Origin of the sequence: Nonomuraea sp. 10N515B (genome assembly GCF_052245915.1) — a bacterium.
GTDB lineage: Bacteria > Actinomycetota > Actinomycetes > Streptosporangiales > Streptosporangiaceae > Nonomuraea.
The window spans coordinates 116,472-142,729 of sequence record NZ_JBQQBQ010000025.1; the positions used below are offsets into that span (position 1 = coordinate 116,472).

Consider the following 26,258-nt stretch of genomic DNA (forward strand, 5'->3'; position numbering starts at 1 on the left):
CTTACTCATCAGTTGACGTGGTATCTCTTTCGGGCCTCTCCTCAGAGGAGGCCCGACGCTCCGTTGCGATCAGCTCGTTCAGCCAGCGCACCTCGCGCTCGACCGACTCGAGCCCATGACGCTGCAGCTCGAGTGTGTAACTGTCGAGGCGCTCCCTGGTGCGCGCCAGCGCCGTCCGCACGGCGTCGAGCCGCTCCTCAAGCCGGCTACGGCGGCCTTCGAGTATGCGCAGACGCACCTCTGCCTCGGTGTGCCGGAAGAACGCGAAGTGCACACCGAAGCTCTCGTCCTCCCACGCGGAAGGCCCGGCCTGCGTCAGCATCTCCTGCAGCCGCTCCTTGCCCTCCGCGGTCAGCTTGTAAACGATCTTTGATCTGCCCCCGACGATCGTGGCGGGAGCAGGTTGCTCCTCCGCGATGAGCCCCTGGGCCAGAAGCGATCGAAGACAGGGGTAGAGCGAGCCGTAGGAGAACGCGCGGAACATCCCCAGTAGGGCGTTGAGCCGTTTGCGCAGCTCATAGCCGTGGAGGGGAGTCTCGTGCAGCGACCCGAGCACGGCCAGTTCCAAGACCCTGCCCTGTCCGCCGGCCATGGGGAACCCCCCTCCTCTCGCGTCGATGTATCGAGCCGATACATCTCCAGGATACGTCTCCTCGCTATATCGCTGCAATCTGCTGATTTGCCAAGTCGTTGGGACGATCCGCAGAAACGCCGTAGTCTGACGCTCATGTGGTCACAGCGAAGGGTGGTGGATTACGGCCTCGCAAAAAGGGCGGTGGTCCGCTCCTTCCGCGCCGGGCGTACCTCGCGCGGCGACCTCTGTGACGCACAGCCCTACCTCCTTCGCGCGGCGCGCCATTTCGGCGAGCCAACCGAACGCCTCTGCCCGGTCTGCGAGAGGGAGAACGTCACCAACGTGACCTATGTCTACGGGGATGCGCTCGGACGGCATGCCGGACAGGCAAAGGTCGCATCGGAACTCGTCGCCATGGCTCATGATTACGATGAGTTCCGGGTGTACGTCGTCGAGGTCTGCCAAGGTTGTTCCTGGAACCACCTGACGGTTTCGTACGTCCTCGGCAACGGACCGCCTGACCTCATCGGCCAAGCGTGAAGATCGAGGGCGGCGAGGAACCTCACGCCCAACCGCCGTTTTTGTTCCGACGACAGTGCGAGGACGTGTGAGTAACAGCATGAATGAGGGGACGGCTCGCCCAGGAAGGCGCCGTCGGTCCAGCTCATCCCGTTCTGTGCCCCAGGGTTCTCCACCGCAAACCGGCGAATCCCCCGGGGGTCCCGGCCAGGCGCAGCGTCGTCCGGAAGCCGCCTTCGAGCAGACGGGCGCCATGGCCGCGCAGCCGTACGACGGCCCGCCACCCCGGCGTGAGGACCCCGCGTCCCAGCGCGGCGAGCAGCCGCCGCCCCGCTCGCGTTCGCGTGCCCGTCAGGACACGCACACGGCGAGTAACCAGGACACCATGGTCGCCGAGGGTCCCCGGCGCTCGCGCAGGAGGGCGGCGCAGAGCGGGCCACCGGAGCCGCCCGGCCCACCGGGGCCGCCGAAGAAGACCCGCGGTGGCGGGGGCTGGCGCAGGTTCGTGCCCAGCTGGAAGATCATCGTGGCCGGCGTTGTGGTGATCATGGCCGGCCTCTTCGGCATGATCATGGTGGCGTACGCCAACACCGAGGTGCCCACCGGCACCCAGGACGCGGCGACCGCGCAGCAGAGCACGATCTATTACAACGACGGCAAAAGAGAGATCGCCCGGCTCGGCATGAAGCGTGAGAGCGTCAAGCTCCACCAGATGTCGCCGGCCGTCAGGGACGCGACGATCGCCATCGAGAACCAGACCTTCTATGAAGACTCCGGCATCTCGATCCCCGGCATGGTCCGTTCCCTGTGGATGACCGCGACCGGCCAGCAGCTCCAGGGCGCCTCGACCATCACCCAGCAGATGGCCCGCAACTACTTCGACGGCCTCAGCCAGGAAGTGTCGATCAAGCGTAAGGTCAACGAGATCTTCGTGGCCGTCAAGCTCGACGACACCATGTCGAAGGACGAGATCCTTCAGACCTATCTGAACACGGTCAACTTCGGCCGGGCCTACGGCGTCCAGGCCGCCGCGAGGGCGTACTTCGGCAAGCACGTCACCGCTGCGAAGCTGACCCCCGAGCAGAGCGCCTACCTGGCCGCGCGCATCCAGCAGCCGAACTGGCAGGCCGACGAGCCCGCGCTCAGGGCCCGCTTCAAGAACGTCATCGACAACATGGCCGAGCTCTGGCCCGACAAGTACGGCCAGCTCAAGCAGACCGCTCAGTTCCCGAAGACGACGAAGTACAAGGACAGCAACGTGCTGGGCGGCCTCAAGGGCTACATGGTGGAGGAGGTCCTGAGGGAGCTGGAGCCCCGCGGCCTCACCTCCGACGAGATCGAGAGCGGCGGCTACAAGATCGTCACCACCTTCGACTGGAAGCTCATGCAGGCGGCGAAGGAGGCCGTCACGACCACGATGCGGGGGATGAACAAGGAGTTCCACGCCGGACTGGCCGCGGTGGACCCGAGGAACGGCCGCGTGGTGGCGTTCTACGGCGGCTCCGACTACGTCACCGACCCGTGGAACGAGCCCTTCGAGTCCAAGAAGCAGGCGGCCTCCGCGTTCAAGCCGTACGTGCTGGCCGCCTGGCTGCAGGCCGGCTTCTCGCTCAAGAGCTACGTGCCGGGCAGCGAGACGGTGCCGGAGAAGATCCCCGGCTTCGAGCGCGGCATCAGGAACAGCCACAACGTGGGCCGCGCCGTCGACGTGGTCAAGGCCACCGCCGACTCGGTCAACACCGCGTTCGTCTCCATGGCCTACGCCCTGCCCAACAAGATCGACGACCTGAAGAACCTCGTCGAGGCGGCCGGGTTCAACCAGAAGGACATGGAAAAGGACATCGCGGACCACCAGTATCAGTTCGCCATCGGTAGTGCCCCGGTGACCCCGGTCGAGCAGGCCGCCGGCTACGCGATCTTCGCGAACGGCGGCAAGTACACCCGCTATCACGTGGTCAAGGAAGTCAGGGACCCCACCGGCAGGGTCGGCTGGCCCGAGAAGGCGGTCAGCAAGCGGGTCATCGACCCCGGTGTCGCGGCCGACGCCACGGTGGCCATGCAGGCGGTCCTCCAGAGAGGCACCGCGGCGGGCAAGGGCCTGGGCAGCCGCCCGGCGGCCGGCAAGACCGGGACGAACAACGACGAGAACGGCGCCTGGTTCGTCGGTTACACGCCTCAATACTCCACTGCGGTCGGCTTCTACCGCGAGGAGTGCAGGACCAAGACCGGCAAGGTGGTCGAGCCCCAGCACAACAACTGCCCGTGGTACCGGGGCAAGGATCCGGCCAAGGAGAAGAAGTACACGCCGGCCAATCCGTACACCACGCCCTACGAGGTGTCCCTGGAGTTCGAGGGCGCCGGTCCGCCCACCGCCGCGTGGCAGAAGTTCATGCTGCTCGCGCACGAGGGCAAGCCGATCGAGCAGTTCCCGCAGAAGGCCGAGATCGGCACACCCCAGAACATCGTGCCGAGCCCGACGCCCACGCCGACGCCCAGCGCCGACGACGATCCGTTCACCGATGAGGACCCGTTCGCCGACGACCCGGGCAACAGCGACAACGGTTGCCTCTTCCCTCCGTGCGGCAACACCGACAACGGAGGCGGGCCCCCGGTCGACGACGGCACCACTGACGACGGGTTCCCGCAGGGCGGCGACGACGGAGGCGGATTGGGCGGCGGCGTGGCGCCGGCCCCGCGGCCCTCTGGCCGGATAGAGGGTCAGTGACGAGCACTGAGGCACGCGTCCCGCTGCTGGCGCGTGCCGTGCCGTACCTTCCCCTGGGCGTGATCGCGGCCCTGGGGGCGACGCTGGCGTACGTGGTGCGGCTGCCGTGCCGCACCGGGGGCTGGAACGACCAGGTCACGACATACACGAACTTCTGCTACACCGACATCTACCCTCTCTACTTCGACCGGCAACTGGCCACCGAAAACCCGTATTTCGCCCACGTCACCTTCGACAAGCAGGTCGAGTACCCGGTGGTGCTGGGCGAGGTCATGCAGGTGATCAGCTGGATCGCCCGGGCTCTGGAGGTCGACAGGGTCGCCCAGGCGGTCAGGTTCTACGACCTGACGGTGATCCTGCTCGGCATGTGCCTCGTGGCCGGCGTGCTGCTGATGGCGGCGGTGGCGGGGCCGACGCGGCGGTGGGACGCGCTCTGGTACGCGATCTCGCCGGCCGTGGTGCTGGCCGCGTACATCAACTGGGACCTCGTCGCGGGCGCGCTGTCGATGGGCATGCTGCTGGCCTGGGCGCGGCGCCGGCAGGTGCTGGCCGGAGTGCTGCTGGGGCTGGCGATCGCGACGAAGTTCTACCCGCTCATGTTCGTGGGCGCGTTGTTCCTGCTCACGTGGCGTACCGGGCGATGGCGGCCGTTCCTCGTCACGATGGCCTCAGCGGCGGGCGCGTGGATCGTGGTCAACGCCCCGTTCATGATCTTCGCTTGGGAGGGGTGGCGCCGGTTCTACGTCTTCTCCCAGGAGCGCGGGATCGACTGGGGCTCGCCGTGGTTGTTCTTCCAGAACAAGGGCTGGCCCATCCTCGGTGAGTGGGACGTCAGTACGCTCGGCATGTTGTCGCTGGCCCTCCTGTGCCTGGGCATCGCCGTGCTGACGCTGGCCGCGCCGCGCCGGCCGCGGCTGGCGCAGATCTGCTTCCTGGCGCTGGCCGCCTTCATGATGACGAACAAGGTGTGGTCGCCGCAGTTCGTGCTCTGGCTGGTGCCGTTCGCCGTGCTGGCCAGGCCCAACTGGAAGCCGCTCGCGCTCTGGCAGCTGGCCGAGGTCTGGTACTTCGCCGCCATCTGGCTCTACCTGCTGTCCCAGCCGCCGCTGGACCGGGACGACCTGGGCATCGGTGACGACACGTACTTCACGGCCGTCTGGGGTCGCATCATTACCATCGGGATCATGATGGCGTTCGTGGTGCGGGACATCCTGCGGCCGGACAAGGACGTGGTGAGGCAGGCCGACATCGACGACCAAGGGGGCGGTGTCTTCGACGACGCGCCTGATCGGTTCACGCTGGTGTCCGCCGTACGATGATCACCCGCTCGGCCCGCCTGGACGCGTTGCTGCTCTGGTTCGGCTCGCGGGCGGGGCTGCTGATCGCGACGTTGTTCGGCGTGACGCTGGGCGAATACCTGGATAAGTGGCGCAAGTGGGATGCCGGGCTGTTCATCACGATCGCCCAGTACGGCTACGACGGCGAGCCCGGCAGACCGCCGGACGAAGGGTTGCCCGCGTTCTTCCCCGGCCTGCCCGCGGTGCTGCGGCTGGTGCACTTCGTGGTGCCGGACTGGGCGGCGGCCGGGCTGCTGGTCTCGCTGGTCGCGGGCGCGGTGGCCATGGTGGCGCTGGCCAGGCTGGCCGAGTTCGAGGGCGCGAACGGGTGGATGGCGGTGCTGGCGCTGCTGGCCTTCCCCATGGCGGTGTTCCTGGTCGCGGGCTACAGCGAGGCGCTTTTCCTGGCCTTCGCCATTCCCGCGTGGCTGGCCGCCAGGCAGGGACACTGGGCACAGGCCGTGCTGCTCGCGGCGGGGGCTTCGTGCGTGCGGATCACGGGATTGTTCCTGGCGCTCGCGCTCGTCGTGGAGTTCGTCGTGAGCCGTGAGTCGCCGCGGCAGGCCGGCTGGCTGGTCGTGCCGTTTCTGCCGCTGATGGCGTACTCGTATTACCACTACAGCAGGTCAGGTGACTGGCTGGCGTGGAAGCACGCGCAGGAGTCCGGCTGGGGACGCGAGTTCGAGTGGCCGTGGGAGGCGTGGCAGACGACATGGCGTTCGGCGATGGGGACCGACGACTTCGCGGTGGCCTTCCGCATGGAGATCGCCGGAGCCGTGGTGGCCGTGGCGGTGCTGGTGTGGCTCCTCGTGCTGCGTCGGTGGAGCGAGCTGGCCTATACGGGGGCGCAGGCCGCGGCGCTGATGACCTCGGCTTACTACCTGTCGATCCCGCGTTCGCTGGTGTTGTGGTTCCCGCTGTGGGTGCTGGTCGCCAAGGTCGGGACGAGGAAGGCGTGGGTGCTCGCGCTCTACGGGCTGATCTCGGGGCCGCTCATGATCGTGAACACCGCCCGGTTCCTCAGTGGGGCGTGGGCCGGCTGATGTGTATACCCGCTTCTTCGTCTCGGTAATCCAGGGAAGTTATCCACAGGCTGTGTGTATTGCCTAGAGGTTTTTCCTCAGGAACGCGATGTCGTCAGCCTGGCCGACGGCGGGCGTCTCGACCACGATCGGCGCCCCGGCCGCCCGGCAGACCGCCAGGATCAGTTCGGAGTCGATTTTCCCCTGGCCCAGGTTGGCATGGCGGTCGGCGCCTGAGTCGAAGTCGTCGCGCGAGTCGTTGCAGTGGACCAGATCGATGCGGCCGGTGATGGCCTTGACCTGGTCGACGAGGTCGACCAGCTCCTCGCCGCCCGCGTGTGCATGGCAGGTGTCGAGGCAGAAGCCGACGTCGAAGCCGTCGAGCGCGTCCCAGAGCCGGGCGATGCGCTCCAGCTTGCGCGCCATCGCGTTGCCGCCGCCCGCGGTGTTCTCGATCAGGACGGGGATCGGGCACTCCATGCGCTCGAACACCTTGCGCCAGTTGTCGAACCCCTTCTGCGGGTCGTCGTTCTTGTTGACGTGGCCGCCGTGCACGATCAGCGCCTTGGCACCGAGTCCCGCGGCCGCCTGCAGGTGCTGCTCCAGCAGCTTGCGGCTGGGGATCCTGATGCGGTTGTTGGCGGTCGCCACGTTGATCAGATAAGGCGCGTGGATGTAGATGTCCACGCCCTCGACCGGCTTGGCGGGCAGCACGGGCTTGTCGTACCCCTGGGGGTCGCCGAGGAAGAACTGCACCACCTCGGCCCCGACCGCCTCGGCGTGAGCGGCGGGGTCGTCCTGATCGACATGAGCTCCGATGCGCACCATGCCCCCGAGCTTAACCGGAGCGGCGAGCCTGGGGCGGAGAGCGGCAGCTTGCGTGACCAGCGGAGCCCCGTGCGAGCGCGACCATAGGCACAGTGCGGCGAGCCTGGGGCGGAGAGCGGCAGCTTGCTTGACAAGCGGAGCCCCGTGCGAGCGCGACCATGGGCGCGTTTGCTCTGACAGCGTCAGGGCAGTCGCAAGGCGCCCCCTACCCGAGGAGAAACGATATGGCAGGCTGGCGCTGGCGGGCGCTGATCTTATTCATTTACGTGGCGATCGGGATCTACGTGGCCTGGGTCTACGACTACATCACGGTCGGGCTGCTGAGGGACCTCGCGGAGGCGTTGCTCGCGGTGTTCCTCTGGTTCCTGGTCCTGCTCGGTATAGATCTGCACATTGGATGAACGACAGAGGAGAACGGCCCCGGAATTCCCAAGGAACCGGGGCCGTCCCTCGTCAGTGGGGGAGGAATCCGCCGTGGGCGATGCCGAGCGCGGCCCCCACGAACGATCCCACGAGCCCGACGATGTTGAGCGAACGTTGCGGCGTGGTCGCGGAGAGGTATTGAGAGTAGAGACCCACGCCGAAGCCGAATGTGCCGAACCAGGCCGAGATGGCGTGCGCGGAGGTCCAGAACGTCGAGACGAACGCTACGACGCCGCACACGAATGTGACGACGGCCAGGACGTTCTCGACGGGGTGTGAACGTCCGTCCGTGTTGAGCGTGAGCCTGAACCGCTCCCTCTCGGAGGGTTGAAGCACATGTGGCACAGCCACCACCCCCTTAGGTTTCCTAAAGGCCTTCCCACGTACTCGCGGCTGGTAACCTGGGCAAGCTGCGTTGTGATGGGTGACCCGTCGCCCCGAGGCACCGAAGTGGGTGCCCCGGTCCAAACGTCAGCGTCCTCCTGTCACGGCAGAGCGTCGTGACCGCAAGAGTCCAGAGGAGGTTGGAGTCCGCATGCGTCGTTACGAAGTAATGGTCATCCTGGACCCTTCGCTCGATGAGCGCACCGTCGCGCCGTCCCTCGACCAGTTCCTCACCGTGGTCCGCAATGACGGCGGCACCGTGGAGAAGGTCGACGTCTGGGGCCGTCGCCGGCTCGCCTACGACATCAACAAGAAGTCCGAGGGCATCTACGCCGTCATCGACCTGTCGGCGGAGCCCGCGACGGTCAAGGAGCTCGACCGCCAGATGAACCTCAACGAGGGCATCCTGCGCACCAAGGTCCTGCGTCCGGACGTGCACTAACCCCGGCTTTTTGTCGGGGAACACCCGTAGTCTGAGCCGTAACCCAAGCGAAGGCGTGCAGGAAGGCGAGCGCTAGCCATGGCAGCAGGCGACACCGTAATCACCATCGTCGGCAACCTCGTCGACGACCCGGAGCTGCGCTTTACCCCGACGGGGCAAGCGGTGGCTCGATTCCGCATCGCATCCACTCCGCGGTTCATGGATCGCCAGACCAACGAGTGGAAGGATGGCGAGAGCCTCTTTCTGACCTGCAACGTGTGGCGGCAGGCGGCGGAGAACGCCGCCGAGAGCCTCCAGCGCGGCATGCGGGTCATCGTGCAGGGGCGGCTCAAGCAGCGGTCTTACGAGACCAAGGAAGGCGAGAAGCGCACGGTCTACGAGGTCGAAGTCGACGAGGTCGGCCCGTCCCTGCGCAACGCCACCGCCAAGGTCAACCGCACCTCCCGTCAGGGCGGTGGCGGCGGCTTCGGCGGCGGCCCGGCCGACGACCCGTGGGCCTCCGCGACCCCCGCTCCGCCCCAGGGGGGCGGCGGCTACCAGGGTGGTGGCGGCGGCAACTACGGCGGCGGTGGCCAGCAGGCCAGCGGCGGCGGCGGCTTCGGCGGCGGCGGCGGCAACGACTTCAGCGACGAGCCTCCCTTCTAGTCCACATCCACAAGTCCGAGTCCATTCCCGCCCCCAAGGCGGGGCTCTGAAAGGAGCACCACGATGGCTAAGCCGGCACTGCGCAAGCCCAAGAAGAAGGTTTGCCTGTTCTGCCACGACAAGATCTCCTACGTCGACTACAAGGACACGGCGCTGCTGCGGAAGTTCATTTCCGACCGCGGCAAGATCCGTGCGCGCCGGGTGACGGGCAACTGCACCCAGCACCAGCGCGACGTGGCGACCGCGATCAAGAACGCCCGTGAGGTGGCTCTGCTGCCCTACACGAGCACCGCGCGCTAAGGAGGACTTGTCGATATGAAGCTCATCCTCACCAACGAGGTCTCCGGCCTCGGCGCCCCTGGCGACGTCGTCGAGGTCAAGGACGGCTACGGCCGTAACTACCTCATTCCGCGTGGCTTCGCCATGCGCTGGACCCGCGGGGCCGAGAAGCAGATCGAGACCCTCAAGAAGGCTCGTGACGCCCGCGAGATCCGCGACCGGGGCACCGCCAAGGAGGTCGCCGGCCAGCTCGGCGCCCTGCGGGTGCGCCTGACCACCCGCGCGGGTGAGTCCGGCCGCCTGTTCGGCTCGATCACGACGGGCGACATCGCCGACGCGGTCAAGGCCGCCGGCGGGCCCCAGCTCGACCGCCGCCGCATCGAGATCCCCAACCCGATCAAGAGCGTCGGCGCCCACCGCGTCACCGTCAAACTCCACCCCGAGGTTTCCGCCTCTGTGGATGTTGAGGTCGTCGCGGGCTGACCCGCTGAGTGATCAGGGCCCCCTCCGTCAGGAGCGGGGCCCTTTTCATGTGCGGCCGTGACCTGTTGCGCCCCCGTGGTGCCCGCCCTTTCTTTTGTTACGCGGTGCCGTGGTCCGCCACTCGCCGGACTTCGGCTGCCGGAGCGGCGAGCCTGGGGCGGAGAGCGGCAGCTTGCGTGACCAGCGGAGCCCCGTGCGAGCGCGACCATGAGCATGGCCCTCCAGGGAACGGCCTCTGACCCTTCACCGGCTGAGCGCCGTTACGCGAGCCCAGCCTGGCCGATTGCCGTGGCAGATGCAGCATAGAATGCCTTAGTTCTTAGCACGTTTCCCCCTGGAGGCAAGGCCATGGCCCGTTCCTTCATGCTGCTTGCGTTGGCCGTGGCGGTCGTCGGTTGTGCACCTGTGGACAACACGGCGAGCACGACGTCAGCCAGTCCGGCGACGTCCACTGCCTGTACAAAGGAGCAGCTTGCGCTCATCAATCCCGGAAAGCTGACGATCGGGACAGACAAACCGGCGTTCGAGCCGTGGTTCAAGGACGACGACCCGAGCAACGGGCAGGGCTTCGAGGGTGCTGTGGCCTTTGCCGTGGCGGGGGAGCTCGGCTTCGATCGGAGCGAGGTGCAGTGGAGCACCGTCAAGTTCGATTCCGCGTTCGCGCCCGGTGAGAAGCAGTTCGACTTCGACATCAACCAGGTGTCGATCACTCCTGAGCGGGCTCAGGCGGTCGACTTCAGCAAGGGCTACTACACGGTCAAGCAGGCTGTCGTGGCCTTGGATGGCGGTAAGCACGCCGGGGCCAAGAGCCTGGCCGAGCTGAAGGACGCGAAGATCGGTGTGCAGGTGGGCACGACCTCGCTGGCCGCCGTCAAGGAGATCATCCAGCCGGCGGACGACCCCAACGTGTACAACGAGCAGATCGACGCCGTGAACGCGCTGAAGAACAAGCAAGTGGACGCGCTGGTCGTGGACCTGCCGACGGCGTTCTACGTGACGGCCGCGCAGGTGGAAAACTCCAAGATCGTGGGCCAGTTCAGCTCGACGGGCGGCACGCCCGAGGAGTTCGGGCTGGTCATGGAGAAGGGCAGCGCGCTCAAGCCGTGCGTGGACAAGGCCGTGGACGCGCTGAAGTCCAAGGGTGAGCTGGCCAAGATCGAACAGCAGTGGCTCGGCTCGGCCGTGGGCGCTCCCGAGCTGAAATGAGCGACTTGGTCAAATCCGAGCGGCAACTCCAGCGTGAGCAGGTACGCAGGTCGTACGCCCGCCGCTCGGCCTCCATCGCGACGGCCTCGACGCTCCTGTTCATCGTCCTGGTCGTGTGGGCGGTGACGAGCTCGCCGGGCTGGCCGCGGGTGCGGGAGACGTTCTTCAACGCCGAGCGGTTCGTTTCGGCGTGGCCGGACGTGCTGAGCGGGTTCCTGCTCAACGTCAAGATCTTCCTGATCGCCGAGGTGCTGATCCTGGTGGTCGGGCTGCTGGTGGCGCTGGCCAGGGGGATCAAGACGCCCGCGTTCTTCCCCGTCAGAGCGCTGGCCACGCTCTACACCGACGTCTTCCGCGGCGTGCCGACCATCCTGGTGATCTACCTGATCGGGTTCGGGCTGCCGGCGCTCAGGCTGCAGGGCATTCCGTCCGATTTGGCGACGCTGGGCATCATCGCGCTGACGTTGTCGTACGGCGCGTACGTGGCTGAGGTGTTCCGCTCCGGCATCGAGTCCATCCACCCGAGCCAGGTTGCGGCGGCCCGCTCGCTCGGGCTGAGCCAGGCGAAGACCATGCGGTTCGTGGTGTTGCCGCAGGCCACCCGCAGGGTCGTGCCGCCGCTGCTCAACGACTTCGTCTCACTGCAGAAGGACACGGCGCTGGTGGCCACCATCGGCCCGCTGGAGGCGCTCAGGCAGGCGCAGATCCACGCCGCCAGCACGTTCAACTACACGCCCTATCTGGCGGCGGCGCTGCTGTTCATCCTGCTCACCATCCCCATGGCCAGGCTCACCGACCACCTGGCCGCCCGCACCCGCAGGAGGCGGGGCGCATGAGTCTTCTGACGATCGACGGGGTGTGGAAGAACTTCCACGGCCACCACGTGCTGCGTGGCATCGACCTGGAGGTGCAGCCGCACGAGGTCGTGAGCCTGATCGGGGCCTCCGGCTCGGGCAAGTCCACATTGCTGCGCTGCGTCAACCTGCTGGAGACGGTGGACGACGGCATGATCTTCCTGGATGGTGAGGAGATCACCGACCCCCGGGTGAGAGTCGACGACGTGCGTAAGCGGCTGGGTATCGTGTTCCAGGCGTTCAACCTGTTCCCGCACATGACCGTGCTGGACAACATCACGCTCGCGCCCCGCCAGGTGCACCGCGTGGCCAAGGAGCAGGCCGAGGAGCAGGCGCACGAGCTGCTGGCCAGGTTCGGGCTGGCGGACAAGGCGCGGGCGTACCCCGACCGGCTGTCGGGCGGGCAGCAGCAGCGGGTGGCCATCATCCGGGCGCTGGCCACGCAGCCCAAGCTGATGTTGCTCGATGAGGTGACCTCGGCACTCGACCCGGAGCTGGTGGTCGAGGTGCTGGGGATCATCAGGGAGCTCAAGGAGTCGGGCATGACGATGATCCTGACGACGCACGAGATGGGCTTCTGTCGCGAGATCTCGGACACGGTGTGCTTTCTCGACGGCGGCGTGCTGCTGGAGAAGGGGCCCGCGGACAAGATCTTTACGGACCCCGAGAACGCCAGGACCAGGGAGTTCCTGCGAAGTGTGCTGGAGACGAGGAGGTTCTAGCGCCGGTGACGGCCGCGTGGGGTCTCGGCCGGGCGGCCCAGGAGGCTGTGGCGGCGGCCGTACACGAGGTAGACCAGCAGGCCGAAGGCCATCCACAGGACGAAGTACGCCCAGGTCAGCACCCGCAGGTTCACCATGAGCCAGAGCGTGGCCGCCAGGGACAGCGCCGGCACCAGCGGCGAGAGCGGCACTCGGAATCCACGCTCCAGATTTGGCATGCGACGCCGCATCACGATCACCCCGGCGGCCACGAACGCGAACGCGAACAGGGTCCCGATCACCACGAGCTCCTGCAGCGTGAGCACCGGCACGAACTCGGCCAGCACGATCGCGACCAGCCCGATCACCAGCGTCACCCGCGACGGCGTGTGGTAGCGGCGGCTGACCATGGCCAGGCCCCGGGGGATCAGCCCGTCGCGGGCCATGGAGAACAAGACCCGCGTCTGCCCCACGATCAGTACGATGATCACCGTCGTCAGCCCGAGCACCGCGCCCACGTCGATGACGTGCGCCATCCAGCCCACGCCGGCCGCGCGGAACGCGCTGGCCAGCGGCGCCTCCACCGAGATCTTCGTGTACGAGACCATGCCCATCATGACCAGCGCCACCGCGATGTAGATGACGGTGGCGATCACCAGACTGCGGATCATGCCTCTGGGCACCGCGCGCGGCGCGTTGACGGTCTCCTCGGCCGCGGTGGCCACGACGTCGAAGCCGATGTACGCGAACGCGATGGCCGAGGCCGCCGAGAAGATCCCGAACCAGCCGAAGGCGCTGCTCTCGCCGACAAGGACCTCCAGTACGGTGGCCGGCGCGGTCGTCAACGTCTTGGGCGGCACGTAGAACTCGCCGAAGTTGGCGGCGTCGAGGTGCGGCAGGCCCACGACGATGACCGCGCCGATGGCCAGGAGCTTGGCCGACACCATGACCCACAGCGCGCGCAACCCGACCCGGGCGCTCAGCGCCACGATGCCGGTGAGCAGCACCAGGATCACGAGCACCAGGATGTCGGCGACGAGGTCGGGATCCGGCACGCGGACGCCGAGGTTGGCGATCGCGCCGACCGCGATCAGGCCCCATGCCCTGGCCACGACGGCGACGGCGAACTGCAGCTCCAGGATCAGCGCCCACCCGATGATCCACGCCCAGACCTCGCCGAAGATGACATAGGTGAAGGTGTAGGCGCTGCCCGAGGTCGGCATCGTGGACGACAGCTCGGCATAGCACAGGCAGGCCAGCAGGCAGGCGATCCCCGCGATCATGAAGGAGAGGATCACGCCGGGGCCGGCCGTGGTGGCCGCCTGCTGACCGGCGATGGAGAAGATGCCCGCGCCGATCATCACACCGAGCCCGAGCACCACCAGGTCCGCCGGGCGGTAGAGCTCGGCCAGGCTGTGCCGGGCGCCGGTGCGTAAGCCGGTCGCTTCGGAAGGCGGCAGTCGTCGCAGAATCGTGGACAAGGAACACCCCGCTCAGGGACATCGCCCACAATGTCTCACCACTTGGACAACAGCAAGCACGAGACGATTACGCCCCGGTTACTTGCAGGCCGTACGGCGCCTACGCCCCGGTTACCAGCCAGGCGTCATCGGCGGCGCGGCGTACGAGGGTGATCAGCCGCGCGATCATCCACACCCCCAGCGCGCACCACAGGACGACGACGCCCAGGCCGGAGGCGAGGAAGGCGGCCGGCAGGTACGCCAGCGTCGTCCACACCCCCGCCCAGGCCAGGTAACGCTGGTCGCCGGCGCCGATCAGCACGCCGTCGAGCACGAACACGACCCCGCATACCGGCTGGAACAGCGCCACCGGCCACAACAGGGCCAGCAGCAGCTCGGCGACCCGCGGCTCGGCGTCGAACAACCCCGGCAACACCGGCCCGGCGGCGAGCACCAGCAGGCCGAACACGATCCCCGACCAGACGCCCCACTGCACCATGCGCTTGGTCGCGGCCCTGGTGGCGGCGACGTCTCCCGCCCCGAGCGCACGTCCCGTGATGGCCTGGCCGGCGATGGCGATGGCGTCCAGCGCGAAGGCGAGCAACGTCCACACCTGGGTGGCGAGGGCGTACGCGGCCAGTTCGGCCTCGCCCATCCTCGTGGCGATCATCGTGCCGACGGTCACCACCATCCGCAGGCAGAGGGTGCGGACGAACAGTGCGAACCCCGCCGTACCTGCCTGCTTGAGCCCGGCCAGCCCGGGCGTGAGGGGCGTGCCGAGCCGCAGCGCACCCTTGACCACCACGACCAGGTAGACGGCCCCACCGAGCGTCTGCGCGAGCACGGTGCCCCACGCCGACCCGGCGATACCCCACCCCAGCCCCAGCACGAACCAGGCGTTGAGCGCCGCGTTGAGCGCGAACGAGCCGATGGCCACGACCAGCGGCGTGACCGTGTCCTGCAGTCCGCGCAGCACGCCCGTGCCCGCCAGCACGACCAGCATGCCGGGCGCGCCCAGCAAACTGATGCGCAGGTACGTCACGGCCTGCGCGCTCTGCCCCGCGCTCGCCCCGAACAACTCCACGACCGCGGGGGCGAGCGGCCAGAACACCGCGATCAGCGCGACCCCGATGCCCAGCGCCAGCCAGATGCCGTCCACACCGCTGCGCATCGCCCGCGTATGCTCTCCCGCGCCGGTCTGCCGGGCCACGGCAGCCGTCGTGCCGTAGGCGAGGAAGACGCACAGGTTCATCAGCGCCGCCAGGACCGTGCCCGCCACACCCAGAGCGCCTACCGCCGTGGTGCCGAGCGCGTGCCCGACGATGGCGTAGTCGGCGAGAAGGAAGAGCGGCTCGGCCACCAGTGCGCCGAACGCCGGTACGGCCAGCCGCAGAATCTCCCGGTCTCTGGGTGTAATGAGCATTTGTCTATTATGGCCCTTACGTGTCGTGTCGGCGAAACTTTCTTTTCTCCACAGCCGGTGGACACTGTTCGCCCAGCTCAACGGCACTTTGGTGAATATCGGAAAGAGTTATCCCCAGCCCCGTCCACAGGCCGTTCACACCCTGGGGCCGGTAGTGCACAGCTTGACCACAGGGTTGTCCACAGGCCACGTTGCCGACGGACCCCGACTCCGCGAAACTGTCACACCGGTCGACTACAAGTGGGGGTGGTGCGACCGCCTGCAAGGTTGTTCGAGGGGGCGCGGTGAGCATTGACGAAGAGACCGACGCGGGTCCGGGTTTCGAGCGCACGCCGCCGCACAACATCGACGCGGAGCAGTCGGTGCTGGGCGGCATGCTGCTGTCGAAGGACGCGATCGCCGACGTCGTGGAGATCATCCGGGCCGACGACTTCTACCGTCCCGCCCACCAGATGATCTATGACGTCGTCACCGACCTCTACGGCAGGGGCGAGCCCGCCGACGCCGTCACCGTCTTCGACGAGCTGCAAAAGCGCGGCGAGATGGCCCGAGTGGGCGGCGCCGCCTACCTCCACACGCTCACGGCCGTCGTCCCCACCGCCGCCAACGCCGGCTACTACGCGAAGATCGTCCGCGAGCAGGCCATCCTCCGCCGCCTCATCGAGGCCGGCACCCGCATCGTCTCCTACGGCTACGGCGGCCAGAACGAAGAGGTCGACGACCTCGTGGACCGCGCCCAGGCGGAGATCTACAAGGTCACCGAGCGCCGCACCTCCGAGGACTACGCGCCCCTGGCCGACATCATGCCCGGCGCCCTGGACGAGCTGGAGGCCATCGGCAGCCGGGGCGGCCAGATGGTCGGCGTGCCGACCGGCTTCCAGGACCTCGACCAGCTCACCAACGGCCTCCACCCAGGCCAGATGATCGTCGTGGCCGCCCGGCCGGCCATCGGAAAGGCGCTCGCGCTCGACACGCCTCTGCCCACGCCGACAGGTTGGACGACGATGGGAGAGGTGGAAGTCGGCGATCAGCTCATTGGGGCGGATGGCAGGCCGACCCGGGTGGTCGCGGCGACTGAGGTGATGTACGGCAGGCCGTGCTATGAGGTGGAGTTCAGCGACGGCACGTCGATCGTCGCCGACGCCGATCACCAATGGGTGACTTGGGACAATAAGCTGCGCAAGGCATACGACTATCACCGCAAGCTGGGTGATCCGGCCTATCCCGCCAACTGGGCCGCATGGGCGTCATCTTCCGCGTCTCGGACGAAGTACGGTTCCGGTGAGCGAGCGCGGATGCGAGCGTTGCGCGCGCAAGGTATGACGGCCGGCCAAATCGGCGTACTGATGGGACGCACCGCCGTCGCGGTTCAGCAGCAGTGGAATCGGCCCGAGCCGTGCGATCGGCGCGAATCGGTGGTGAAGCCGCGCACCACTCGGGAGATCAGCGAGACGTTGAAAGTCCGAGGACAGCACAATCACGCTGTCCCGGCGGCGCGTGCCCTGGACGCCATTGTCCGCGACCTGCCCCTCGACCCATATGTGCTCGGCTACCTGCTTGGCGACGGGGACACCGTGGGAAGTGGACGCGTCGCGTGCGATCCGCAGGATCGGGAATGGCTGGTCAACGAGTTCCGATCGGCCGGCTACGACGCGGTGGCGTACACAGATCCGGGACACTTCGGCGTGCGTGGCCTGCGGGAGAAGTGGCGTTCTCTGGGGCTGGACAAGGGAAAGCACGTTCCGAAGGCGTACCTACGCGCATCTCAGCCGCAACGACTCGCTCTCGTCCAAGGGTTGATCGACTCGGACGGATATGTCGATGGGCATGGTGCTTACCGTTTCACCAATGCCAACGAGCGCCTGGTGGACGATTTTCTGGAACTCGTCCGGAGCCTTGGATGCGTACCTCAGGTTCACCGCCGAGTCGGCCGGGTCCGTGCAGGCCGCACATCACGTGATTCCTGGGAGGTCATCGTGCCTGCTCCAATGGCGCTGGCCAGGCTGCCTCGGAAGGTGCATCACGCGAGGCACGAGTGGGGTCGAGAGCAGGTTTCCCGCTACATCACCGCGGTACGGCCGGTAGAGAGCGTTCCCGTCCGCTGCGTGGAGGTGGACAACTCGGCACACCTGTATTTGGCCGGGCGAGCCTGGGTTCCGACGCACAACAGCACGTTGGGGCTGGACTTCGCGCGCTCTGCTGCGATCAAGCATGGGATGACCACGGTCATCTTCTCGCTGGAGATGTCCCGCAATGAGATCACCATGCGCTTGTTGTCCGCCGAGGCCCGGGTCGCGCTGCATGCCATGCGGTCGGGGATGATGGGCGACGACGACTGGACGCGCCTGGCCCGGCGGATGAGCGAGGTGGCCGAGGCGCCGCTGTTCATCGACGACTCGCCCAACATGTCGATGATGGAGATCAGGGCCAAGTGCCGGCGGCTCAAGCAGCGCAACGACCTCAAATTTGTCGTCATCGACTATCTCCAGCTGATGAGCTCGCCGAAGAAGACCGAGAGCCGCCAGAACGAGGTCTCCGAGATCTCCCGTGCGATCAAGCTGCTGGCCAAGGAGCTCGAGGTCCCCGTCATCGCGATCTCCCAGCTCAACCGTGGCCCCGAGCAGCGAACGGACAAACGCCCCCAAGTTAGCGATCTTCGCGAATCTGGATCTATTGAGCAGGACGCCGACATGGTCATCCTGCTGCACCGGGAGGACGCGTACGAGCGGGAGTCGCCGCGGGCCGGCGAGGCGGACCTGATCGTTGCCAAGCACCGTAACGGACCCACGGCCACGGTGACGGTGGCCTTCCAGGGCCACTACAGCCGTTTCGTGGACATGGCCCAGCACTGAGGGAGCGCATTGTAGGGTCCGCGCTTTGATGTCCCTTTCCGCGTCGCCGTGTCCCATAGATGGCCCTTAGGACACCATTCGCGGACTCGCAGGTCTACAGGGTCGCACGATCTAGTGATGTTTGTCCTTGCTCAGTGAAGGTGATGCGGCTCAGTCAAGCTGACGTCGTGACTCAGTAGGTCTGATGTCGGCTCAGTGAAACTGATGCGGGCGCGCCTATAACCGGTTGCGCGCCGGTCTGGGCATGCCGCCAGAATTGGCGCGTGAGCGCGCCCGCCGATCTCGAGTTCCTGCCACGGCTGCTTGCAGCGTGGGGTTTACCCTCGGGCACGACGATCATCCGAGCCGAGCAGGGAACCAACAACCAGACGTTCATGCTCCGCCAGGCGGACCTCCGATTCGTGCTCCAGGTCAGCCAGTCCCTGTCCGCCGCGCAGGTGGACGCCGAGCACCAGATCTTGCGGTGGCTACGGCAGGCCGGACTTCCCTTCCAGGTGCCTGAGCCAGTCGCCGCGCTCAGCGGGGACACGGTGATCGAGACCGCGGCCGGGCCCGCGACCGTCTGCCGGTGGATCCCCGGCGTGCGGCCCGACCTCACGGGCCAGACGGCACTCGAGCGCTTCGGCCGGGCGGCCGGGCTGCTCGGCGAGGCGATGCTGGGCGTGCCGCCAGAAGACGGGTTGGGGGACTGGCGCGTTAATCCTCTGACGCACCCCGCCGTGCCGCACGTTGGCGCCCTTTGCCGTCAGCTGCGCGCCGCCGGGATCAGCGCGGAGCGGGTCGCCCGTCTCGACGCCGTGGCGCGCCGTGTCGAGCAGGAGTGGCTTGCGGGCGGTGGCGCGCTGCCGACCCAGGTCATCCACGGTGACCTGGCGGCCGGGAACGTGCTGGTCGACGAGGACACCGGAGAGGTGAGCGGGCTGCTTGACTTCGAGTTTGCCGGGGTCGGCTTCCTGGTCCAGGACGTGACGGCGGCGCTGTTCTACAGCGGGGCCTTGGAGACGCGCGACTGGCAACTCCGCACGGCGGCCTTTCTCCGGGGGCACGCCTCGGTCCGCCCGCTGGACGCCGCCGAGGCCGACGCGCTGCCCCGGTTGCTCCTCGCCCGGGCCGTCGGTAGCGCTCTGTCGCGAGGGGGCCGCTGGCTGAACGGGAAGGCAGAGCTCGGCGAGGTCGCCGACCGGATCCGTAAGCTGGAGGACACGACCCGCTGGCTCGACGCCAACGGCGGGAAGCTCCGGTCACTCGCGACCGCCGGCGGGCACGGGTGACTCTGACGGGCGGCTGGCGCGAGCCCACGACGGGGCTCGGTACCTCGATATTTGCGCAGGTCAGAGAGTTCAAGATCCGCTCAAGGCCGGAATTCCTGTTATCTCGGCTGACCCCGATCTTCTGCGTGCATCAGGTTCGCTGAGCCGCATGGCTTGTCCGTGGATCAGCACAACTGATGCCTCCAGGTCGGCGCCATGCATCAGATTCGGTGAGTCGAGACAATGTTCTTGGCGTTTTTGGTGACGGTGGGGTCATTGGAGCCCATGATGAGGGCACCTGCCAGGTCTCCCTGAGGGGTCGAGGTGCTCTTGTCGGATGCTGATGTCGTAGGTTCGGCCGAGGTCCGCGCAAAGTCGCCGAACGGGACCGCGGCGGTGTCGTGTGACGGCGGTCATGAGAAGCTCCCCATAGGCGGCCAGATACCGCCCCAGTGATGGCCACGGGATTCCCCACGTGCGGCCAGATACCTCCCCGCTTGATCGCGATCATTCCCGGTCGGCGAGAGTCGAGCGGGTGAAGAGCAGCAGGGAGATCATGGAGATTCTTGAGGCGTATGACCTCACGGGGAGTTATCGCGCCGCAGCTGAGTTGGCCGGGTGCGACCATCACACGGTGGCTCGGTATGTGAAGATGCGCGCGGCTGGGCAGTCGCCCGAGCAGCGCAAGCACCCGCGCCGACTTGATCATCGTCGATGACATCGGCCTGCTGCCGGTCTCCCCGGACGCCGCCGAGGGCTTCTACCGCCTGGTCGACGCCGCCTACGAGCGACGCAGCCTCGCGGTCAGCTCCAACCTGCACCCCTCGGGCTTCGACGAGATCATGCCCAAGACATTGGCCACCGCCACGGTTGACCGGCTTCTCCACCACGCCCACGTCGTCGTCACTCAGGGTGACAGCTTCCGGCTCACCCAAGCCACGACCGGACAGGGGGTCAAGCCCTTCAGCTAACCAGACCGGCACCAACGGTGGGGAGATAAATGGCCGCCGTTGGGGAGACCTTCGTGGCCGCCAGCGGGGAGAACTCCAGGCCGCCTACGGGGAGAACTCAGTGACCGTTGACAGTCGTGCCGGTTCATGGATGCGCCGGTGCAGGAGATGCTTGCGGCCGGGCCGTGGCGGACGTTCCGCTGGCACCATGGTCAGAAGCACTATTCGGGTGCATTCTGGTCTGCTACCGAGGGCTCACATGTGATCTATGAGTCCCGGCTTGAGCTGGCGCGGCTTCTATTTGCCGACTTCGACCGGTCGGTCTCTCGGATCGTGGCTCAGCCGTTTCTGATGACGGCCCAGGTGGAGGGCGCTGAGCGTCGGCACATCCCCGATTTCCTGCTGATGAGCGAGTCTGGTCCGCTGGTGGTAGATGTGAAGCCGGCACGGCGGTTGGCGCGTCCAGAGGTCGCGTTCACCTTCGCCTGGAGCAGGCGGGTAATCGAGTCGCGCGGCTGGGGTTTTGAAGTGTGGAGCGAGCCGGATCCGGTCGAGACCGAGAACATCCGGTTTCTCGCCGGGTATCGCAGGCCTTGGTTGTTCTCACCCGGTCTCGTGGCCGCGTTGGAGGCAAGCGTGACGGACGGGGTGACGTTGCGGGAGGCCTTCGCAACGGTGTCGAGCTTCGACCCGAGGCTGGTACGGGCGGCTGTCCTCCACCTGCTCTGGACCGGACGGTTCCGGGCTGATCTAAGCATCCGGCTATGCCCAGGCACCGTTCTGAGGAGATCGTCATGAGCCATGGCACAGTGCGGCTTGGCATTGGGGCGCGGCTCGTCTACGACGGGGAGGCCGTCGAAGTCGTCGAATTCGCAGCGACCGGTGCGGGCAACGAGGTGGTGCTCAAGGACGGCAGAGGGCGGATGCTGCGGGTCTCGGTCAAAGAGCTGCTGTTCTCCGACCGGGCCACGATCGTTCCCGAGGAGCCCGGAGCCTGCTCGGGTGATGTCGACGATGTCGCCTCGGTGGTGCTCTCGCGGCTCGACCGTGCTGAACAGGAACGTGTAGCAGGCCTGGTGGGACATGTTCGAGAGGTGCGCTGCGGCTACCGGTCGGGCAGTTCCGAGCTGGCGGCGCCCGGTGAGCCGAGACCTGAGTACGACCCCGGTTTGCCGAAGATGACCAGATATGCGGCCAAGGCGCGGGAGTTGGACGTCTCAGTACGCACCATCAAGCGGTGGGTGGCCGCGGTTGAGGAACGAGGAGCGGCCGGGCTCGCGCCCCGCGCCCGTGGAACGACGATCCTCGACCGTCTCGACCCGAGGTGGGTTGAGACGGCGCTGGAGGTGATGGTCGAGTACACCGACCAGTCCAAACCGCAGCGCATCGAGGTGATCGAACGCACGCGGGCACGCCTGGTCGCACGATTCGGTGAGGGCGCGGTGGACATGCCCGGCCGGTCCAAGGCATACGAGGCGTTGGAAGCGCTGGAGCGGCAGCACCCGACGTTCCGGTTGAGTACGAAGCGGAACCGGGACATCGCCGGACGGCCCCGGGAGGTGTTCGGGCGTCTGCGTCCGACCCGGCCGGGTGAGTACCTGCTGATGGACACCACCCGGCTGGACGTGTTCGCGCTGGATCCGGTGACTCTGCGGTGGATCAACTGCGAGCTGACCGTCGTGATGGATTGGTACACCCGCTGCATCGTGGGGATCCGGCTGACGCCGGTCTCCACCAAGGCGGTGGACGCGGCCGCGGCCCTCTTCCAGGCCTACCGGCCGTTACCGGTCGCGGCGCACTGGCCACGCGAGGCGGTCTGGCCCGAGCACGGCATCCCCCGTTCGGTGCTGATCGACCCGACGGCGATCGATGGGCCGATGGCGAAGGCGGCAGGACCCGGGTTAGTGCCCGAGACCGTGGTGATCGACCACGGGAAGATCTACGTCTCAGAGCATCTGCGCAGCGTCTGCGCCCGGATGGGCATCTCCATCCAGCCGGTCCGGCTCCGGACGGGCCGGGACAAGGGACCCGTCGAACGGTTCTTCAAGACGTTGAGGGAAGGGCTGCTGCACACCCTGCCCGGCTACAAGGGCCCGGATCTCTTCTCCCGGGGCGAAGGGCCTGAACGGCAGGCGTTCTACTACATCGACGAATTGTTCGACCGGATCCGGCAATGGATCGCGGCGACCTATCACCTCACACCCCACTCGAGTCTGATCGACCCGGCGGTCCCGGGGCTGCGCATGTCGCCAGCGCAGATGTTCGAGCACGGGATGGCCAGGGCCGGCTACATCGAGGTTCCCCGGGACAGATTCCTGGCGCTGGAGTTCCTGGAGACCAAGTGGCGCACCATCCAGCCCTACGGGGTCGAGATCGACGGTCGGCGCTACAACGGCCCTGGTCTCTACCTCGACGGGCGCCCGAGCCCGTATCTGGGCGGCAAGTGGCCGATCCAGGTCAACCCGGACGACATCGACCACGCCTACTTCCGTGACCTGGACCGGACCTGGCACCAGCTGGATTGGGAGCACGCGGCCAGCCGCAGTTTCCCGCTGAGCGAGGACGCTCTGGAGTACGGTCGCAAGCTCGCCGCGACGAAGCACCCGTACTCCAACGACCGCCTGGCGGTGTCCGAACTGCTCGAGCGCTGGCAGTTGGGGCTGGGCATGACGCTGGCCGAGCGGCGGATCGCGCTGCGTGCGGCCAGGGAACAGATCGCGTTCGCCGTTGAGTGGGACAAGCAGCCCCCGCGCGAGCTCGTGCGAGAGCCCGCCGACATCGGCGGGGACGATGACGCCGCGGACGCCGAAGACTTCGAGGGCGGGGTGCTTGGCGAGGATGTCGAACTCGACGAGGAGTCCTTCTACGCCGATGCCCTGGAGGACCTGTGATCCTGTCTGAGGTCCAGGTGCCACGGGAGGATCCAGCGTGGAGGACCCTTGCACTCGACGATTTGACCCTGACCAGGAAGGAAGGCTTTGCGACGTTCGCCGAGGCGCCGGATTTCCCCCGCCCTCCAGACATGACCAGGTCCGGCCTCAAGGCTTTGAGCCCAGAGGCGAAGGCCGAGCACGATCTGTGGCGCCGCAGGTTCCTCGCCAACCTGCGTCCGATCAAGACCGCACAGGCAAGCCAGCTCGTCGCGGATTTGACCGACATCCTCCAGGCCGGCTTGGACCAGCCGAACTGGGAGGCCAAGGGGATGGCCGCCGTCGACGCGTTCCCCGGCCTGGGCAAGACCACGGTCGGACTGTCGTTCGCCAAGCGCGTCCACAACGACCTGATCCGCGAGCACGGCCGGTTCACCGCAGCCGGGCACGAGCGGTGGCCGGTGATCCGGGTCGGGATGATGGGCGACACCACGGTCAAGGACTTCAACTGGGCGATGCTGGAGTTCTTCGCCCACTCCGGGCGCAACAGCGGGACCGCGAACTCGTTCCTATCCCGCGCCCTAGACTGTGCCCTGTCCTGCGAGTCACGGCTCCTGCTGGTCGACGACCTGCAGTTCCTCCGATTCCGGTCGATTCGCGGGACCGAACTGGCCAACCAGTTCAAGACGATCGCCAACGAGTTCCCGCTGATGATCCTTTTCATCGGGCACGGCCTGAAGGACAAGGGCCTTTACGACGATCCGCAGCTCGAACGCCGCGTCACCCCGCTTGATCTGGATCCGTTCACGATCGATGACGAGGCCGGGCGCACGCAGTGGCGCAGCTTCCTGCTCTCCCTGGAACAGCGCTTGGTGCTGGCCGACAAGCATCCCGGCATGCTCGCCGACGACCTGTCCGATCACCTCTACGCCCGCTGCAACGGGCACATCGGCTCCCTGATGACCCTGATCAAACGAGCGTGCCTGCGGGCGATCCGAACCGGGGAGGAGCGCTTGACCTTCGAGCTGATGACCACGGTCAAACTCGACCGGGCCGCGCAAGATCAGCAGGCGCGGTGGGAGGCTCTGCTGGCCGGCGGCAAGAACACCAGCAGGCCGAGACGATCTGCGAGGCGGCGAGGGTGACCACCTTGCGGACGCTGCCGATCCGGATGGCACCGCTTCCCGGAGAGTCCCTGGACTCCTGGCTGGAGGCACTCGCGCACCGGACGCAAACAGGCTACGGCGATGTGCTCTCCAGCCTCGGCCTGTTAACCAGGGCCGGGGACGAGGCGCCCGGCTGGACCCGTCCCCGCGACTGGACCATCGCCCTGAGCGAGCGCGAAGCCGCCGGCATCGCCTTCGCCACCGGCCTGGACGACCAGCGTGTGCATGCCATGACTCTGGCGCACTTCGACGGTCGAGCACTGTTGATCGATCGCGCGAAGCGGCAGGTCAACCGGCACCGGCAATGGGGACGGGGCACCGGGTCGCGATACTGCCCCCACTGCCTGGCCGAGAGCGCCGGACGATGGAAGCTGGAGTGGCGCCTGGGCTGGTCGTTCGCCTGCACCCACCACTCCCTCCTACTCGTGGACACCTGCCAAGGATGTGGACGCCTGACACGAAGACGCCCCTTCTCTCGCCGCAGCCTGCCGATCCCGGGACACTGCGGCACCCGCCCGCCCCGAACCGCTGACCCCGACGCCCCGCGCGAATGCGACCAGGACCTCACCCAGGCTGAGGCTCTCCGCCTGCCCACGGGCCATCCCGCGATTGAGGCCCAACGCCTGATCACGAACATGATCGAGACCGACCATGCAGAATTCGGCCAGTATTCCCAGCATCCTCAGCCCTCCGCCGTGGCGCTTTCCGAACTGCGCGCAGTCGCTAGTCGGATGCTGACCCACCTGGGCGCTGACGACTTGGCGGCAAGAGTTCCCGCCGACATCCTCAACGCCCACATCACCTCCCAGCCGAGCAACGAGCCAGAGCGACGGGAGGCGAGCCGCCCAGGGTTCATGGCACCGCCGACATCGGCGATGACGGCAGCCGCGGTCATCGCCGCGATGCAGGTGCTCGGCGTGGCGCAGCTGAGCTCAGCCGCCCACGCCCTACGCACGGTGATCGGTAAATCCCGCAACGGATCTGAGAAGACCACGACCACCACCATCCGAGGCTGGGGCCGAGGCACCAGCATGGTTCTACGGACGATACAACTGGCCGCGCTCGGACCATTGCTTCGCCCGAGTGACCAACTGCGGTACCAAACCGTCGCGCTTCCCTCCCCTCCATCTCCCGCTGCCCGCCAGGTCAGCCGGCGCTCAAACAAACTCCCCGCCGCGCTGTGGCCGTCATGGGCCGTGCGGCTGAGCCCCTCCAGCGGCGCTTACCAGCGCATCCTGGCACCCGTGCTGGCTGCGGCGGTGCTTCTGGTCGGAACCAAACTCGAACTCGACGCAGCTGCATCAATGCTCGGATCGGCCAGCGACGGCAAGGCCCTATCGCGCGTACTGCAGATGCTGCACGATCGGCAGTGTTGGGAACCCCTCGCCACAGCTCTGATTCGCCTCGCACATTACTTGGACGAGAACGACATTCCCATCGACTACCAGCGCCGCCGCACCCTGGACTACTCGAACCTGCTACCCGCCAAGCAATGGGTAGAGATCTGCCGCCAAACCGGCCATCCCCCAGGAGGCGGGCGACGGGCCCGCATCGCGCGATGCGTTCTGTTCAACCAGATCAGCGGCATGCCTGTCGACCACGCACCCGACTTTCCCACCGCCGACGTGTACTCCTTCCGCTCAGAAGCAGAGCGCTTCACTGAGGTGTGGTCTCCGCAGCTCGCGGACGCCCTCAAACAAGTCGCACGCGACTTCGTCAGCGGATGCGGACTGCGGAGCGGCCGCGCCCATGGAGGTGGTGTTTGAGAAGGTCACCCGTAATCGGTGACTATTAGGAAGCAATCGCCTCAATAGTCACTTTAGCATCGTTTGTCTTGTTTTTGGAATCGGATGAATCGGTGTTCT

23 protein-coding genes and 2 pseudogenes are annotated in these 26,258 nt (G+C 67.0%); 20 read left to right on the forward strand and 5 right to left on the reverse strand.

What is annotated here, in order from left to right:
• Position 1: 1 nt before the first annotated feature.
• Positions 2–592, reverse strand: a complete 591-nt coding sequence (locus ACTWQA_RS32195; protein ID WP_138667899.1) for a PadR family transcriptional regulator — start codon at positions 590–592, stop codon at positions 2–4.
• Between the two features lie 135 nt (positions 593–727).
• On the opposite strand from ACTWQA_RS32195, the gene ACTWQA_RS32200 reads away from it, so the two are divergent.
• From ACTWQA_RS32200 to ACTWQA_RS32215, 4 genes are all read left to right on the forward strand, one after another.
• Entirely contained in the window at positions 728–1,114 is a 387-nt protein-coding gene (locus ACTWQA_RS32200; RefSeq protein ID WP_443162769.1) for a DUF5318 family protein, read from the forward strand.
• A gap of 232 nt (positions 1,115–1,346) precedes the next feature.
• Positions 1,347–3,818, forward strand: a complete 2,472-nt coding sequence (locus tag ACTWQA_RS32205; protein ID WP_443162770.1) for a transglycosylase domain-containing protein — start codon at positions 1,347–1,349, stop codon at positions 3,816–3,818.
• Positions 3,815–5,137 (forward strand): glycosyltransferase family 87 protein, encoded by a 1,323-nt coding sequence (locus ACTWQA_RS32210; protein WP_443162771.1) that lies wholly within the window; start codon positions 3,815–3,817, stop codon positions 5,135–5,137. Before ACTWQA_RS32205 ends, ACTWQA_RS32210 begins: the two co-directional genes overlap by 4 nt.
• Positions 5,134–6,198, forward strand: coding sequence for a mannosyltransferase family protein (locus ACTWQA_RS32215; RefSeq protein WP_443162772.1), 1,065 nt, complete (start codon positions 5,134–5,136; stop codon positions 6,196–6,198). Before ACTWQA_RS32210 ends, ACTWQA_RS32215 begins: the two co-directional genes overlap by 4 nt.
• Positions 6,199–6,261: 63 nt before the next feature.
• Here ACTWQA_RS32215 and ACTWQA_RS32220 read toward each other — a convergent pair whose 3' ends face one another.
• On the reverse strand, positions 6,262–7,005 hold the full coding sequence (locus ACTWQA_RS32220; protein WP_443162773.1) for a deoxyribonuclease IV: 744 nt from the start codon (positions 7,003–7,005) through the stop codon (positions 6,262–6,264).
• A 224-nt stretch (positions 7,006–7,229) separates the two neighbouring features.
• On the opposite strand from ACTWQA_RS32220, the gene ACTWQA_RS32225 reads away from it, so the two are divergent.
• Positions 7,230–7,406 carry a hypothetical protein gene (locus tag ACTWQA_RS32225; protein WP_305917555.1) on the forward strand — a complete coding sequence of 59 codons (177 nt, stop codon included), beginning with the start codon at positions 7,230–7,232 and terminating at the stop codon, positions 7,404–7,406.
• A 52-nt stretch (positions 7,407–7,458) separates the two neighbouring features.
• Here ACTWQA_RS32225 and ACTWQA_RS32230 read toward each other — a convergent pair whose 3' ends face one another.
• Positions 7,459–7,773 (reverse strand): hypothetical protein, encoded by a 315-nt coding sequence (locus ACTWQA_RS32230; RefSeq protein ID WP_305917554.1) that lies wholly within the window; start codon positions 7,771–7,773, stop codon positions 7,459–7,461.
• Between the two features lie 190 nt (positions 7,774–7,963).
• Between ACTWQA_RS32230 and rpsF the strand changes: the two genes are divergently transcribed.
• The 7 genes from rpsF to ACTWQA_RS32265 all read left to right on the forward strand — a co-directional run bounded on the left by rpsF (position 7,964) and on the right by ACTWQA_RS32265 (position 12,443).
• Positions 7,964–8,254, forward strand: a complete 291-nt coding sequence (gene rpsF, locus ACTWQA_RS32235) for a 30S ribosomal protein S6 (protein ID WP_055504125.1) — start codon at positions 7,964–7,966, stop codon at positions 8,252–8,254.
• Between the two features lie 78 nt (positions 8,255–8,332).
• Entirely contained in the window at positions 8,333–8,899 is a 567-nt protein-coding gene (locus tag ACTWQA_RS32240; protein WP_443162774.1) for a single-stranded DNA-binding protein, read from the forward strand.
• 63 nt (positions 8,900–8,962) lie between these two features.
• A complete protein-coding gene (rpsR, locus tag ACTWQA_RS32245) occupies positions 8,963–9,199 on the forward strand; it encodes a 30S ribosomal protein S18 (RefSeq protein ID WP_020543048.1) in 237 nt (78 codons plus the stop codon).
• Between the two features lie 15 nt (positions 9,200–9,214).
• The gene (rplI, locus tag ACTWQA_RS32250; protein ID WP_443162775.1) at positions 9,215–9,661 is read left to right on the forward strand and encodes a 50S ribosomal protein L9; all 447 of its coding nucleotides are present in this window, start codon (positions 9,215–9,217) and stop codon (positions 9,659–9,661) included.
• 363 nt (positions 9,662–10,024) lie between these two features.
• Complete coding sequence (locus ACTWQA_RS32255) at positions 10,025–10,867, forward strand: ABC transporter substrate-binding protein (protein WP_443162776.1); 843 nt, start codon at positions 10,025–10,027, stop codon at positions 10,865–10,867.
• The gene (locus ACTWQA_RS32260) at positions 10,864–11,703 is read left to right on the forward strand and encodes an amino acid ABC transporter permease (RefSeq protein WP_443162777.1); all 840 of its coding nucleotides are present in this window, start codon (positions 10,864–10,866) and stop codon (positions 11,701–11,703) included. The genes ACTWQA_RS32255 and ACTWQA_RS32260 overlap by 4 nt, the downstream gene beginning before the upstream one ends.
• Positions 11,700–12,443, forward strand: a complete 744-nt coding sequence (locus ACTWQA_RS32265; protein ID WP_443162778.1) for an amino acid ABC transporter ATP-binding protein — start codon at positions 11,700–11,702, stop codon at positions 12,441–12,443. Before ACTWQA_RS32260 ends, ACTWQA_RS32265 begins: the two co-directional genes overlap by 4 nt.
• On the opposite strand, the gene ACTWQA_RS32270 is transcribed toward ACTWQA_RS32265, so the two are convergent.
• Positions 12,440–13,903 (reverse strand): APC family permease, encoded by a 1,464-nt coding sequence (locus ACTWQA_RS32270; protein ID WP_443162779.1) that lies wholly within the window; start codon positions 13,901–13,903, stop codon positions 12,440–12,442. The two genes, ACTWQA_RS32265 and ACTWQA_RS32270, sit on opposite strands and share 4 nt — an antisense overlap.
• Before the next feature lie 100 nt (positions 13,904–14,003).
• Positions 14,004–15,305, reverse strand: coding sequence for an MATE family efflux transporter (locus ACTWQA_RS32275; protein ID WP_443162780.1), 1,302 nt, complete (start codon positions 15,303–15,305; stop codon positions 14,004–14,006).
• A 284-nt stretch (positions 15,306–15,589) separates the two neighbouring features.
• On the opposite strand from ACTWQA_RS32275, the gene dnaB reads away from it, so the two are divergent.
• The 8 genes and pseudogenes from dnaB (at position 15,590) to ACTWQA_RS32315 (ending at position 26,159) form a co-directional block, all read left to right on the forward strand.
• On the forward strand, positions 15,590–18,157 hold the full coding sequence (gene dnaB / locus ACTWQA_RS32280; protein ID WP_443162781.1) for a replicative DNA helicase: 2,568 nt from the start codon (positions 15,590–15,592) through the stop codon (positions 18,155–18,157).
• A 263-nt stretch (positions 18,158–18,420) separates the two neighbouring features.
• Positions 18,421–19,428, forward strand: a complete 1,008-nt coding sequence (locus tag ACTWQA_RS32285) for a phosphotransferase enzyme family protein (protein WP_443162782.1) — start codon at positions 18,421–18,423, stop codon at positions 19,426–19,428.
• A gap of 514 nt (positions 19,429–19,942) precedes the next feature.
• Positions 19,943–20,107 (forward strand): annotated as a pseudogene (locus ACTWQA_RS32290) (IS21 family transposase); the annotation flags it as partial.
• A pseudogene (locus ACTWQA_RS32295) lies at positions 20,100–20,378 on the forward strand (ATP-binding protein); the annotation flags it as partial. The pseudogenes ACTWQA_RS32290 and ACTWQA_RS32295, both read left to right, overlap by 8 nt.
• 126 nt (positions 20,379–20,504) lie before the next feature.
• Positions 20,505–21,155 carry a TnsA-like heteromeric transposase endonuclease subunit gene (locus tag ACTWQA_RS32300; RefSeq protein WP_443162783.1) on the forward strand — a complete coding sequence of 217 codons (651 nt, stop codon included), beginning with the start codon at positions 20,505–20,507 and terminating at the stop codon, positions 21,153–21,155.
• On the forward strand, positions 21,152–23,248 hold the full coding sequence (locus ACTWQA_RS32305; RefSeq protein WP_443162784.1) for a hypothetical protein: 2,097 nt from the start codon (positions 21,152–21,154) through the stop codon (positions 23,246–23,248). The genes ACTWQA_RS32300 and ACTWQA_RS32305 overlap by 4 nt, the downstream gene beginning before the upstream one ends.
• A gap of 131 nt (positions 23,249–23,379) precedes the next feature.
• On the forward strand, positions 23,380–24,372 hold the full coding sequence (locus tag ACTWQA_RS32310) for a TniB family NTP-binding protein (protein WP_443162785.1): 993 nt from the start codon (positions 23,380–23,382) through the stop codon (positions 24,370–24,372).
• Positions 24,369–26,159 (forward strand): TniQ family protein, encoded by a 1,791-nt coding sequence (locus tag ACTWQA_RS32315; protein ID WP_443162786.1) that lies wholly within the window; start codon positions 24,369–24,371, stop codon positions 26,157–26,159. Before ACTWQA_RS32310 ends, ACTWQA_RS32315 begins: the two co-directional genes overlap by 4 nt.
• Positions 26,160–26,258: the final 99 nt, after the last annotated feature.